Origin of the sequence: Aeromonas sp. R5-3 (assembly GCF_040908225.1) — a bacterium.
Lineage (GTDB): Bacteria > Pseudomonadota > Gammaproteobacteria > Enterobacterales > Aeromonadaceae > Aeromonas > Aeromonas dhakensis.
This window is the reverse complement of sequence record NZ_JBFODH010000021.1, coordinates 32,282-43,736: the sequence shown is the minus strand read 5'-3', so window position 1 is coordinate 43,736 and position 11,455 is coordinate 32,282. Positions and strand designations below refer to the sequence as shown.

The following is an 11,455-nucleotide window of genomic DNA, read 5'->3' as shown; positions in this document are numbered from 1 at the left end:
AAGATGGTGGAGCTACGCGGGATCGAACCGCGGACCTCTTGCATGCCATGCAAGCGCTCTCCCAGCTGAGCTATAACCCCGATGTGTGTGAGTGACGTTGAGTCACTCTGAATTTGGTGGAGCTACGCGGGATCGAACCGCGGACCTCTTGCATGCCATGCAAGCGCTCTCCCAGCTGAGCTATAACCCCAAATTCGGTACTGAATGAATGGTTCTGGCGGCCAATCATCCTAAATAATGGTGGAGCTACGCGGGATCGAACCGCGGACCTCTTGCATGCCATGCAAGCGCTCTCCCAGCTGAGCTATAACCCCACAAAGGTCGGCTTGGGTGATACACACCGCACTGCCCTGGGCACTTCATTTCAATCAGGAACCTGGTGGAGCTACGCGGGATCGAACCGCGGACCTCTTGCATGCCATGCAAGCGCTCTCCCAGCTGAGCTATAACCCCTTGGATTCCAGATTGTTCGAGGAGAATTTGGTGGAGCTACGCGGGATCGAACCGCGGACCTCTTGCATGCCATGCAAGCGCTCTCCCAGCTGAGCTATAACCCCAACTCACCTCGGCGCTACCAAAGTTATCTCTGGCAACGGAGGCGCATGATAGGCACCGGCCGCTTTGCTGTCAACCCAAAAATAACGGCGATTCGCGCGTTTAGTCAAAATTCAAGCAGTTAGCCGATTTAACCGGCAATGGCACAGCTATCTCGCTGTTTTATGTCACAAAACCTGCCCTTGACCAAAAACAAAGGGCCCCCGCACGGGAGCCCTTTTTCAAGCAATGATTGGCGCTTATTCGGCGGCCATGCGCGCTTCGATATACGCCAAAGCGCGGTCGATACGGGCCAGCACTCGCTCCTTGCCCACCAGCGCCATCACGGCGTCAATGCCAGGGGACTGACCCAGCCCGGTGACGGCTACGCGCAGCGGCATGCCGACCTTGCCCATGCCCTGACCCAGCTCGGCAGCAGTGGCTTCAATCAGCTCGTGCAGCGCTTCGGTGGTCCAGGTTTCCAGGGCAGCCAGCTTGGCCTTGGCCAGGGTCAGCGGCTCGGCGGCGACGCCGCGCAGGTGCTTCTTGGCAGCCGCTTCGTCGATCGCTTCGTACTCTTCAAACAGATAGCGGCTCTGGGCGGCCATCTCCACCAGGGTATTGCAGCGCTCGGCCAGCAGAGTGACAACTTCTGGCAGTGATGGGCCCTTGCTGGTGTCAATCTTCTGGTTTTCCATGTGCCAGGCCAGATGCTTGGCCACATAGGCCGGATCCAGGCTGCGCATGTAGTGGTTGTTCAGCCACAGCAGCTTGTCGGTGTTGAAGGCGGAGGCAGACTTGGAGATGGCGTCCAGGCTGAACAGCTTGATCATCTCCTCCAGGCTGAAGATCTCCTGATCGCCGTGGGACCAGCCCAGACGCACCAGATAGTTCAGCAGCGCTTCCGGCAGGTAGCCGTCGTCGCGGTACTGCATCACGGAGACAGCACCGTGGCGCTTGGAGAGCTTGGCGCCGTCGTCACCCAGGATCATGGAGACGTGGGCAAACTCCGGCACCGGCGCGTTCAGCGCCTTGTAGATGTTGATCTGGCGCGGGGTGTTGTTGATGTGGTCTTCGCCACGCACCACGTGGGTGATCTCCATATCCCAGTCATCGACCACCACGCAGAAGTTGTAGGTCGGCGCGCCGTCGGTACGGCGGATGATCAGATCGTCCAGCTCGGTGTTGGCGAACTCGATGCGGCCACGGACGTGGTCATCGAACACCACGGAACCTTCGGTGGGGTTGCGGAAACGGATGACGTGGGGCGCATCGGCCGGATGATCGTGGGCGTGATCACGGCACTTGCCGTCATAGCGGGGCTTCTCGCCGTTGGCCATCTGGCCTTCGCGCAACGCTTCCAGCCGCTCCTTGGAGCAGTAGCACTTGTAGGCGCGGCCGTCTGCCAGCATCTCGTCGATCAGACCGTTGTAGCGATCGAAACGCTTGGTCTGGTAGTAGGGGCCCTCATCCCAGTTCAGCTCCAGCCATTCCATGCCCTCAATGATGGCGTCGATGGCCTCCTGAGTGGAACGTTCCAGGTCGGTATCCTCGATACGCAGCACGAACTCACCGCCCTGGTTCTTTGCAAACAACCAGGAATAGAGTGCGGTACGGGCACCGCCGACATGCAAAAAGCCGGTCGGGCTGGGAGCAAAACGGGTTTTGACTTTCATCTTTAAGCCTTGTGTAGAGGGCCTTGGGCCAATTCGTTAAAAAAACCGTCGCATTTTAGCACCGACAGTGACGGATGGGAAAACCATGGCGCTGCCACGAGCCAAAGTAGGGGGAACAAAGCACCGGTCCGCCCCCTTGCCACCTGATGTTTGAAGGGGATCGCAAAACAAAATCCCCGTTTCCTATTTGCTATGCAAAGTGTTGGAGAGCTGCCTCCTCCGGCCGATATTCAAATAACGCTCACCAACAAGGAAGAGACGATGCAGTTCCGTTCTATCCAGAATCGCATTCTGGTGATGGCCGGGATCGCCATGACCACCGCCCTGGTCATCTTGATCCTGCTCAACCAGTACTCGGGTCAACAGACCCAGAAGCTGACCATCAGCTCCAGCCGCGCCGCCCTGCAGCAGGAGGCCTGGCAGAAGGTCAGCGCCAACGCCCGTGCCGAGGCCGCCACCATCACCCAACTGCTGCAAAAGGGGCTCTCCTATACCCAGCAGATGGCCAGCGCCCTCGCCCTGCAGCAGGAGGGCAAGCTGCCGCTGGATCGACAGCAGGCCACCGACCTGCTCAAGGCCCAGCTCGCCCTCGAACCCCAGCTCTACGGCGCCTTCGCCGGCTTCGAGCCCAACGGCTTCGACGGCCAGGACACCAGCTTTGCCGGCCAGACGGCGCTGGGCAGCGACAGCAAGGGGCGCTTCGTCCCCTACTTCTATCGTGACAAAGACCAGGTCGGCACCGATTTGCTGCTCTCCATCGAGAAGAGCGATCCGGATGAATTCGGCAATCCGGCCAACGACTACTACGCCTGCCCGAAACGGGAGGGGCGCTCCTGCCTCATCGACCCCTTCAAGGTGGACATCAACGGCCAGCAGGTGCTGGTGAGCACCATCACTACCCCCATCATGGTGGGCGGCCAGTTCAAGGGGATCGCCGCGCTCGATCTGGCGGTGGACTCCATCAGCCGTCAGGCCCAGTCCCTCAACAGCAACATCTATGACGGCAAGGGCGAGACCCTGATCGTCAGCGCCGCCGGCGTCATCACCGGCACCAGCGGCGATGCCAGCCTGCTCGGCAGCCGCGCCGACAAGCTGCTCGGCAACGGCTGGCAGCAGTACCTCAAACCCGAGGTACAGCGCCAGGAGCTCGACGATGCGTTCCGGATCTCGGTGCCCATCGCGGTGCCGGGCATGAGCCGCAACTGGGCCATCATCGTCACCCTGCCCTACAAGGTGGTGTTGGCCGGAGCCGACCAGCTGGAAGCCCAGCTGGGCGACATGAACCGGGCCGCCATGACCCAGCAACTGGTGGGCGCCGTCGTCGTGCTGGTGCTGGCGCTGGCCACCATGCTGGTCATTGCCCGCAGCATCACAGGCCCCATCCGCCAGATGGTGAGCCTGGTGGATGACATCGCCGATGGCGAGGGGGATCTCACCAAGCGGCTCAATACCCAGTCCCAGGATGAATTGGGGGATTTGGCCAAGGGCATCAACCGCTTCATCGACAAGCTGCAGGTGCTGCTGGGGGATGTGCTCAAGACCGCCAGCGAGGTGAACCGTCACGCCGGCGACACCGACCGCATCGCCGGCCAGACCGACAACAACCTGCAGCACCACCAGGCGGAGATGGAACAGATGCTGACCGCGGTGCAGGAGATGTCCTACGTCAGCCAGGAGGTGGCGACCCACGCCAACAACACCGCCGACTCCGCCAAACAGGCTCAGGGTGCGGCGGATCAGGGCAAGGTACGCTTCCAGCAGGTGATCCAGTCGATGCACAAGGTGGCCGCCGAAGCCGGCAAGGGCGCCGAAGTGGTGGAAGGGCTGGCTCACGACAGCGAGCAGATCACCAGCATCCTCACCGTCATTCAGGGGATCGCCGATCAGACCAACCTGCTGGCGCTCAACGCGGCCATCGAGGCGGCCCGGGCCGGCGAGCAGGGGCGCGGCTTTGCGGTGGTGGCCGACGAGGTGCGCAAGCTGGCGGGCAACACCCAGCAGGCGGTACAGAATACCCAGGAGCTGATCGAGAAGATCCGCCACAGCTCGGCCAACGCGGTCAACGCCATCAACCAGAGCCAGCAGCTGACCCACCAGGCGGTGGGGGAAGCGGATCTGGCGGAAGAGGCGCTCGGCAGCATCTATCAGGCCATCTCCACCATCAACGACATGACCTACCAGATCGCCTCCGCCGCCGAGGAGCAGAGCTCGGTCTCCGAGACCGTCTCCGGCAATCTGTCAAAAACCAACGCACTGGCCAACGACATCGCCCAGGATGCCACCGAGACGGCCAAAGCCAGCCAGGCATTGCGTCAGGCGGCCGAGCGTTTACAGCAATTGTTGGGACAATTTCGTCTCAGCTGATAATTTTCACGGTCATGACTCTCCCCCTCGGGGGCGAGTCCGTTTACCATAGGCACGAATTTGCCTGATGGCAGGCAATGTAGTGAGAGGTAAATGCCGTGCCCACCCCGGACCGTCGCCCCCGTGGCCACAACAGACGAGCCCAGCAGCGTCGCCAAGACGAATCACAAGGATCCCTGCTCCATCGTATCAATGCCGCTACCCTGCCCCTGCGCCAACGCATCGGTCAGGGCATGAGCGGACTTGGCCAGCGCGGCCAGGAACCCAGGACTGGCAAGTTCAAACTGGCCAGCCCGCTGCCCCGCAAGCACACCATAGGGCTGCTGATCCTGATCCCGCTCTGGCTGCTGGTACTGGCCTGGGAACCCGCCCCGACCGAACCCAAGGCGGCGCCGTCCGGTTCGCTGACGGTGCCCATCGCCGTACCGGCCCAGGCCCTCACCGTGGGCAACGGCGCCAGCGGCAATGCCCCTGCCGCGGCCAAACCGGTGGAAGAGAAGGTCAACGGCACCTGGCTGCAACACGATGTGCAGGCCGGCGAGACCCTCTACTCCATCTTCCGCAAGTTCGAGCTGCCGGGCGCCGAGTTGAGCCGCCTCATTGCCATTGAAGGGCCTGATCGCCCGCTGACCCGCCTGCAGTCTGGTCGAGCCATCTTTATCCTGGTGGACGACACCCGCCGCATCCAGCGGGTCGAGATCCGCTCCTACGGTCAGGCCATCTATCGCTATGACCGACAGGGCGAAGGGTTCGCCCTCAAGGAGTGATGAAACGGGAGGCCTGGCGCCTCCCGTTTTTTTGACCGGTTCCCGTGAAACAAGCTACTGACTTCACAATATTTTTAGCTTGCTCAAAAAATGAAAAGTGCCAAATTGACAAGGGATCGTGCTCACGTACAATCGTTTGTGCTTTAGACAGGGATTGTGCTACATGCTACTGGGACAAATTGACGTGGTCAGTCATGCTTCAACCCCTGCTTTCTAGGCAAATGCGGCCCAACCAGGCTTAGTTTCATTTTGTTATAGATAGGACTTACCACATGTCTGACATTCGCACCGGCCAAGTAAAATGGTTCAATGAGACCAAGGGTTTTGGCTTTATCGAGCAATCCCAGGGACCGGACGTTTTCGTTCACTTCTCCTCCATCCAGAGCGCCGGTTTCAAGACCCTGGCTGAAGGTCAAAAAGTACAGTTCACTGTGACCCAGGGCAAAAAAGGTCCTCAGGCTGAGAACGTTACCGTTATCTAAGCCAGCGCCAGTGAGCCGGTAGGAGGAGCCATCGCCCCTCCTATTTTTTTGCCTGCCATTTCCCCTTCCCCGCCACGATCATCAACCTGCCCGCAGCAGCAACAGCCCTTCCCGCCCTTGCGTACGACACGAGTACAGCAAATATGGCTTTGATCTGGCTGAACGCCGGATACGACAAATCATCGCAGCGCGATGTAATGGACAATTCAAATGGATGGTGAGGACTTCTAAGAGAGATTGGAGCGGGAAACGAGACTCGAACTCGCGACCTCAGCCTCGGCAAGCGCGGATCATGCTCTACCAACTGAATGTGGCAGAGATTGTGTTGAGCAACTGGATTCGTGAACTTGGGGGAGAGAGATTGAATTTGAAGAGAGATTGAATTTGAAGAGAGATTGGAGCGGGAAACAAGACTCGAACTCGCAACCCCAGCCTTGGCAAGCGTGGATCATGCTCTACCACCAACAGGATGTGGCAGCTATTGTGTTGAGAAACTGGATTTGTGAGCTTAGGGGGAAAGAGATTGAATTTAAAGAGAGATTGAATTTAAAGAGAGATTGGAGCGGGAAACGAGACTCGAACTCGCGACCCCGACCTTGGCAAGGTCGTGCTCTACCAACTGAGCTATTCCCGCAACAGGATGTCATTTGCAAGTGATTGGAGCGGGAAACGAGACTCGAACTCGCGACCCCGACCTTGGCAAGGTCGTGCTCTACCAACTGAGCTATTCCCGCAACGGAATGTCACTTACACATATCTACTAGAAACTGTTTGGAGCGGGAAACGAGACTCGAACTCGCGACCCCGACCTTGGCAAGGTCGTGCTCTACCAACTGAGCTATTCCCGCAACAGGATGTCATCTGCAAGTGATTGGAGCGGGAAACGAGACTCGAACTCGCGACCCCGACCTTGGCAAGGTCGTGCTCTACCAACTGAGCTATTCCCGCATCGGAATATCACTTACAAATTTTTGGAGCGGGAAACGAGACTCGAACTCGCGACCCCGACCTTGGCAAGGTCGTGCTCTACCAACTGAGCTATTCCCGCAACATTAGGTTGTCTTGAGGCTGGCTGATGATTGGAGCGGGAAACGAGACTCGAACTCGCGACCCCGACCTTGGCAAGGTCGTGCTCTACCAACTGAGCTATTCCCGCATCGGGCTGGTTTGCACCAGTGTCATCATCAGATTTTGGAGCGGGAAACGAGACTCGAACTCGCGACCCCGACCTTGGCAAGGTCGTGCTCTACCAACTGAGCTATTCCCGCAACTGCCTTAAAACAGGCCGTACAGCATTTGGTTGCTTGCGCTACTGTACGGGAGCCGAATTATAAGAGCAGTCATTCCAATTGCAAGGGCTTTTTTGTCTGGTTGCGCGCGTTCGCTCAAAAGCTGGTCGAACTGTCGATTTTAGCAACCAGAGCGGGGCAATCCCTTGCCTGGGCGTCAGATCTTGAAGACGTGGCTGCGGTAAAACTGCAGCTCGGCAATGGATTCGCGGATGTCGTCCAGCGCCTGGTGGGTACCGCTCTTCTTGAACTGATCCAGCAGCTCCGGCTGCCAGCGGCGTACCAGCTCCTTGATGGTACTGACATCGACGTTGCGATAGTGGAAGAAGGCTTCCAGATCGCTCATGTGCTTGACCATGAAGCGGCGATCCTGGCCGATGCTGTTGCCGCACAGCGGGCTGGTGCGCTCCGGCACCCACTGGCGAATGAAGTCGAGGGTCTCGGCGACGGCTTTCGCCTCGTCGTGCTGGCTCGCCTTGACCCGGGCCACCAGACCGCTCTTGGTGTGGGTGTTGACGTTCCAGTCGTCCATCTTGGCCAGCTCTTCGTCGCTCTGGTGAATGGCGATGACCGGCCCTTCGGCCAGCACGTTCAGGTCCTTGTCGGTGACGATGGTGGCAATCTCCAGTACCACGTTTTCTTCAGGGTCAAGGCCCGTCATCTCCATGTCGATCCATACCAGGTTCTGCGCGCTGACTGTCATGATTGCTCTCTCTATTGGGAGGAATGGCGGAATTTTGCCAATTTGCATGTATCATACTGGCTTTGGATCTGTTCATAAACTGGCGAATCGAGTGGCAAAGAAAGCAAAACTCAATCTGGGTCAACAAAGGCGCGTCCAGGCCAACCGCGAGCGTCGGCTGCAAAAAGAGCACACCACAGAGGTGGATGACACCCTGTTCGGGCCGGCCATCGAAGGGGTGGTGATCAGCCGTTTTGGTCAGCATGCAGACGTCGAGGCGAGCGATGGCACCATCCACCGCAGCAACCTGCGGCGCAGCAGCATCAGCAGCCTGGTGTGCGGCGACAAGGTGGTGTGGCGTCCCGGCCTCAATGCCGCGACCGCCGGCGTCATCGAGGCGGTGCACCCGCGTCACTCGGTGCTGACCCGGCCGGACTTCTACGACGGGGTCAAACCCATCGCCGCCAACATCGACCAGATCATCATCGTCTCGGCGGTGATGCCCGAGTTCTCCACCAACATCGTCGACCGCTATCTGGTGGCCGCCGAGGATGTGGAGATCCGCCCCCTCATCGTGCTGAACAAGGTCGACATGCTCGATGATGCCGCCCGCGCCCGCATCGAGCGCCAGCTCGAAACCTACCGCAAGCTCAATTACGAGGTACTGCTGGTGAGCTGCGAGAGCGGCGAAGGGCTCGATGAGCTGAAAGCCGCCCTGACCGACAAGATCAGCATCTTCGTCGGCCAGTCCGGGGTCGGCAAGTCGTCCCTCACCAATGCCCTGATGCCGGGGCTGGATGTGCTCACCGGCGAGATCTCCGAGAACTCGGGGCTCGGCCAGCACACCACCACCACGGCGCGGCTCTACCACTTCCCGAGCGGCGGCGATCTCATCGACTCCCCCGGGATCCGCGAGTTCGCCCTCTGGCATCTGGAGGCCGACCGCATCACCTGGTGCTTCGTCGAGTTCCGCGATTATCTGGGCGGTTGCAAGTTCCGCGACTGTACCCACAAGGACGATCCCGGCTGCGCCCTGCGCGCCGCGGTCGAAGCAGGCGCCATCAGCGCCGATCGCTTCCACAACTATCACCGCATCCTGGAAACCATGCAGGAAGCCCGTCACGGTCGCCAACAGGCACGCCTGTGACCCTGTTTAACCTACGTTGATGATGAACATGAGCATTACTGACAACCTGAAAATTGCCGGTCAATACTGTCTGCCCAAACACGCCCTCTCCCGCCTGGTGGGCAAGCTTGCCGCCGCCGAAGCGGGCAACCTCACCACCAAGGTGATCGAGGCCTTTATCAAGCAGTACCAGGTCGACATGAGCGAGGCGCTGCACGAAAGCCCGGCCCACTACAAGAGCTTCAACGAGTTCTTCACCCGCGAGCTCAAGCCCGGTATTCGCCCCCTGGTGGAAGACGCCATGACCCTGGCCCTGCCGGTGGATGGCACCGTCAGCCAGCTCGGTCCGATCCGGCAGGGTCGCATCATTCAGGCCAAGGGCCACGACTACAGCGCCCGCGAGCTGCTGGGCGGTTATGAGGATCTGGTGGCGCCGTTCAAGGATGGCGACTTTGCCACCATCTACTTGGCGCCCAAGGATTATCACCGCATTCACATGCCGCTGGACGGCGTGCTGGAGAGCATGGTGTTCGTGCCGGGGGATCTCTTCTCCGTCAACCCGCTCACCGCCGAGAACGTGCCCAACCTGTTTGCCCGCAACGAGCGGGTGGTGGCCACCTTCCGCACCCCGCACGGCCCCATGGCGCTGGTGCTGGTCGGTGCCACTATCGTGGCCAGCATCGAGACCATCTGGGCCGGCAACATAGCGCCGACCAAAGAGAAGAAGGTGGTGCGCTGGGACTACACAGGCGATGAGGCCATCACCCTGCAAAAAGGCGCCGAGATGGGGCTGTTCAAGCTGGGCAGTACCGTGGTCTGCCTGTTTGGTCCGGGCATGCTGGCCGGTTTCGAACCCCATCTGGCCAACGGGGTTACCACCCGCATGGGCCAGCCCTTTGCCAAGCTGGCGGAGCAGGCATGAGCGATCAACCCGCTTCCCAGAAGAACAACCCGCTGCACGGGCTGACGCTGGAGGCCATCGTCACCGCCCTGGTCGAACACTACGGCTGGGAAAAACTGGGGCAGGAGATCAATATCCGCTGCTTTACCCAGGATCCCAGCATCAAATCCAGCCTGAAATTCTTGCGAAAAACTCCCTGGGCACGGGAAAAGGTCGAGAGCCTCTATCTGTACGTCCAGCGCAAGCAGGCCAAAGCAAAGGAATAACGCCATGGCGTTCAAGATTACCTACACCTACGGCAAGAAAACCAAAGAGATCGGCTACGCCAACGACAAGTTCAACAGCATCTACGATGCCATTGCCGCTGCCGAAGGGATCAACCTGACCAGCTTCCACGCCATGGAGGAGCAGCTGGCCCAGGTATGCCGGCGCGACAAGAAGAGCGTGAAGGATTACCGGGAGAACTACTTCAAGGAGCTGGGCTTCTCCAACATCGTCATCGAGCGGGATGCCAAGGAGTAACCATGCGTACCTTGACCCTGATGGCCGCCTCCCTGCTGCTGGCGGCCTGCAGTACCCCGGAACAACACCTGGTCGGCAATGATCAGGATGTCCACGGCTGCCGTGCCAGCGCCGGTTATCAGTGGTCAGCCCTGACCAGGCAGTGCGTACGGCTGTTCGAGCAGGGCATCCGGCTCAATCCGACCGATGCCGGCCAGACCAGCAGCGCCTTCGTGCTGTTCAACGCCGATCAGAGCCAGGCCGAGCTGACCCTGCCGAGCGGCGAGCAACACCTGCTCACCCGCCAAGGCGCAGAGGGCAACTGGTCGTGGCAAGGCAGCGGCTACACCCTCTTCCCGTGGAAGGGGTATGTGCTCAAAGCCGGCGAGCAGACGCTGTTTCACGGCGACGTCGCCCGCTGAGTCACCCGACTCTATCCAGCCCCCGGCCCTGCCGGGGGTTGTTTTTTGCGGCTATCAACAGCGGCCCACATGTCCCCTTCCACCAGGCCGGAAACAAAAAACCCCGTTGCAGGCAACGGGGTTTTTGCTGGCACTCGGCGCAACCTTAGTTGGCGAGGGTGGAGAACAGGCTCTGTTCCAGGCTGCCGCGAGAGACGCACACCGGGGTGATGGAGGGGGCCGGTACCCGCTCGCCGGAGGACTCGACGAAGTAGAGCTGGGTGTTGCCCTTGACGTTGACGGTGGCCACGCTGTTGTTGCCGCTCTGGGTGATGATCAGGTTGATCTGCAGGTTGGGGTTGCCCAGTGCGACCTTGGAGCCCATGGTACCGCAATCCAGCCACTCCAGACCGTCGGCCGAATTCTCGACGTTGGCGGTCATCAGGCCGGAGCCACGCTGGCTGTTTTCGATGTTAAGGCCGTGATCGCCAAACCACTTCTCGGCGCGGGCCCACACCAGATCCACCGGGATCTGCATCTCCTGGGTGTTGTTGGTCGCCTTGGCTACCGGCGGGGTATAGCGGTACTGCTCGCCGCCATTGTTGTCGCTGGCACAACCGGCCATCAACAGGGCCAGTGCTACTCCCACTATCTTTTTCATGCTGCTTCTCTCATCCATATAATCCGGCCCTAGGCCGACCGGCGGCTATTATGGCGGCAGCGACACAGACT

At 59.9% G+C, this 11,455-nt stretch carries 11 protein-coding genes and 12 tRNA genes; 8 read left to right on the top strand and 15 right to left on the bottom strand.

Translation table 11 applies throughout. The annotated features are described in order from the left end of the window. Nucleotides 1-4 precede the first annotated feature (4 nt). The 6 genes from AB5Y95_RS12080 to gltX form a co-directional block, all read right to left on the bottom strand. Nucleotides 5-80, bottom strand: a tRNA-Ala gene (locus AB5Y95_RS12080). 34 nt (nucleotides 81-114) lie between these two features. Continuing rightward, nucleotides 115-190 (bottom strand) — tRNA-Ala (locus AB5Y95_RS12075). A 48-nt stretch (nucleotides 191-238) separates the two neighbouring features. Next, nucleotides 239-314: transfer RNA gene (locus tag AB5Y95_RS12070), tRNA-Ala, on the bottom strand. Between the two features lie 63 nt (nucleotides 315-377). Further along, nucleotides 378-453, bottom strand: a tRNA-Ala gene (locus AB5Y95_RS12065). Nucleotides 454-481: 28 nt separating this feature from the next. After that, nucleotides 482-557, bottom strand: a tRNA-Ala gene (locus AB5Y95_RS12060). 237 nt (nucleotides 558-794) lie between these two features. Continuing rightward, nucleotides 795-2,210, bottom strand: a complete 1,416-nt coding sequence (gene gltX / locus AB5Y95_RS12055; RefSeq protein WP_042051024.1) for a glutamate--tRNA ligase — start codon at nucleotides 2,208-2,210, stop codon at nucleotides 795-797. A gap of 261 nt (nucleotides 2,211-2,471) precedes the next feature. On the opposite strand from gltX, the gene AB5Y95_RS12050 reads away from it, so the two are divergent. The 3 genes from AB5Y95_RS12050 to AB5Y95_RS12040 all read left to right on the top strand — a co-directional run bounded on the left by AB5Y95_RS12050 (nucleotide 2,472) and on the right by AB5Y95_RS12040 (nucleotide 5,823). Next, on the top strand, nucleotides 2,472-4,574 hold the full coding sequence (locus AB5Y95_RS12050; RefSeq protein WP_368161174.1) for a methyl-accepting chemotaxis protein: 2,103 nt from the start codon (nucleotides 2,472-2,474) through the stop codon (nucleotides 4,572-4,574). Between the two features lie 98 nt (nucleotides 4,575-4,672). Beyond that, nucleotides 4,673-5,341 carry a LysM-like peptidoglycan-binding domain-containing protein gene (locus AB5Y95_RS12045; RefSeq protein WP_005297821.1) on the top strand — a complete coding sequence of 223 codons (669 nt, stop codon included), beginning with the start codon at nucleotides 4,673-4,675 and terminating at the stop codon, nucleotides 5,339-5,341. 272 nt (nucleotides 5,342-5,613) lie between these two features. Continuing rightward, complete coding sequence (locus AB5Y95_RS12040) at nucleotides 5,614-5,823, top strand: cold-shock protein (protein ID WP_005297820.1); 210 nt, start codon at nucleotides 5,614-5,616, stop codon at nucleotides 5,821-5,823. Nucleotides 5,824-6,381: 558 nt separating this feature from the next. Here the strand turns inward: AB5Y95_RS12040 and AB5Y95_RS12035 are convergent. The 8 genes from AB5Y95_RS12035 to orn all read right to left on the bottom strand — a co-directional run bounded on the left by AB5Y95_RS12035 (nucleotide 6,382) and on the right by orn (nucleotide 7,815). Then, nucleotides 6,382-6,457, bottom strand: a tRNA-Gly gene (locus tag AB5Y95_RS12035). Between the two features lie 24 nt (nucleotides 6,458-6,481). Further along, nucleotides 6,482-6,557: transfer RNA gene (locus tag AB5Y95_RS12030), tRNA-Gly, on the bottom strand. A gap of 38 nt (nucleotides 6,558-6,595) precedes the next feature. Further along, nucleotides 6,596-6,671 (bottom strand) — tRNA-Gly (locus AB5Y95_RS12025). Nucleotides 6,672-6,695: 24 nt separating this feature from the next. Further along, nucleotides 6,696-6,771: transfer RNA gene (locus tag AB5Y95_RS12020), tRNA-Gly, on the bottom strand. 24 nt (nucleotides 6,772-6,795) lie between these two features. Continuing rightward, nucleotides 6,796-6,871: transfer RNA gene (locus AB5Y95_RS12015), tRNA-Gly, on the bottom strand. A 32-nt stretch (nucleotides 6,872-6,903) separates the two neighbouring features. Beyond that, nucleotides 6,904-6,979, bottom strand: a tRNA-Gly gene (locus AB5Y95_RS12010). Between the two features lie 36 nt (nucleotides 6,980-7,015). After that, nucleotides 7,016-7,091, bottom strand: a tRNA-Gly gene (locus AB5Y95_RS12005). Nucleotides 7,092-7,269: 178 nt separating this feature from the next. Further along, a complete protein-coding gene (orn, locus tag AB5Y95_RS12000; RefSeq protein WP_010633010.1) occupies nucleotides 7,270-7,815 on the bottom strand; it encodes an oligoribonuclease in 546 nt (181 codons plus the stop codon). A 91-nt stretch (nucleotides 7,816-7,906) separates the two neighbouring features. Here orn and rsgA point away from each other — a divergent pair, with 91 nt between their 5' ends. From rsgA to AB5Y95_RS11975, 5 genes are read left to right on the top strand one after another with little or no spacing between them, the layout of a single operon-like run. After that, on the top strand, nucleotides 7,907-8,941 hold the full coding sequence (gene rsgA / locus AB5Y95_RS11995; protein WP_041202860.1) for a small ribosomal subunit biogenesis GTPase RsgA: 1,035 nt from the start codon (nucleotides 7,907-7,909) through the stop codon (nucleotides 8,939-8,941). 28 nt (nucleotides 8,942-8,969) lie between these two features. Then, nucleotides 8,970-9,842: an archaetidylserine decarboxylase gene (gene asd, locus AB5Y95_RS11990; protein ID WP_219325204.1), complete on the top strand. Its 873-nt coding sequence runs from the start codon at nucleotides 8,970-8,972 to the stop codon at nucleotides 9,840-9,842. Further along, nucleotides 9,839-10,087: a VF530 family DNA-binding protein gene (locus AB5Y95_RS11985; RefSeq protein WP_019839449.1), complete on the top strand. Its 249-nt coding sequence runs from the start codon at nucleotides 9,839-9,841 to the stop codon at nucleotides 10,085-10,087. The genes asd and AB5Y95_RS11985 overlap by 4 nt, the downstream gene beginning before the upstream one ends. A 4-nt stretch (nucleotides 10,088-10,091) precedes the next feature. Further along, entirely contained in the window at nucleotides 10,092-10,343 is a 252-nt protein-coding gene (locus tag AB5Y95_RS11980) for a DUF2960 domain-containing protein (protein WP_005297812.1), read from the top strand. A 2-nt stretch (nucleotides 10,344-10,345) separates the two neighbouring features. Further along, nucleotides 10,346-10,744, top strand: a complete 399-nt coding sequence (locus AB5Y95_RS11975; protein WP_017788341.1) for a hypothetical protein — start codon at nucleotides 10,346-10,348, stop codon at nucleotides 10,742-10,744. 145 nt (nucleotides 10,745-10,889) lie between these two features. On the opposite strand, the gene AB5Y95_RS11970 is transcribed toward AB5Y95_RS11975, so the two are convergent. Further along, nucleotides 10,890-11,384, bottom strand: a complete 495-nt coding sequence (locus AB5Y95_RS11970) for a hypothetical protein (protein ID WP_010633004.1) — start codon at nucleotides 11,382-11,384, stop codon at nucleotides 10,890-10,892. Between the last annotated feature and the right edge of the window lie 71 nt (nucleotides 11,385-11,455).

Coding starts and splice junctions, on each gene's coding strand:
- gltX (WP_042051024.1), bottom strand. CDS start 2,210: ATGAAAGTCAAAACCCGTTTTGCTCCCAGCCCGACCGGCTTTTTGCAT.
- AB5Y95_RS12050 (WP_368161174.1), top strand. CDS start 2,472: ATGCAGTTCCGTTCTATCCAGAATCGCATTCTGGTGATGGCCGGGATC.
- AB5Y95_RS12040 (WP_005297820.1), top strand. CDS start 5,614: ATGTCTGACATTCGCACCGGCCAAGTAAAATGGTTCAATGAGACCAAG.
- orn (WP_010633010.1), bottom strand. CDS start 7,815: ATGACAGTCAGCGCGCAGAACCTGGTATGGATCGACATGGAGATGACG.
- asd (WP_219325204.1), top strand. CDS start 8,970: ATGAGCATTACTGACAACCTGAAAATTGCCGGTCAATACTGTCTGCCC.
- AB5Y95_RS11985 (WP_019839449.1), top strand. CDS start 9,839: ATGAGCGATCAACCCGCTTCCCAGAAGAACAACCCGCTGCACGGGCTG.
- AB5Y95_RS11980 (WP_005297812.1), top strand. CDS start 10,092: ATGGCGTTCAAGATTACCTACACCTACGGCAAGAAAACCAAAGAGATC.
- AB5Y95_RS11975 (WP_017788341.1), top strand. CDS start 10,346: ATGCGTACCTTGACCCTGATGGCCGCCTCCCTGCTGCTGGCGGCCTGC.
- AB5Y95_RS11970 (WP_010633004.1), bottom strand. CDS start 11,384: ATGAAAAAGATAGTGGGAGTAGCACTGGCCCTGTTGATGGCCGGTTGT.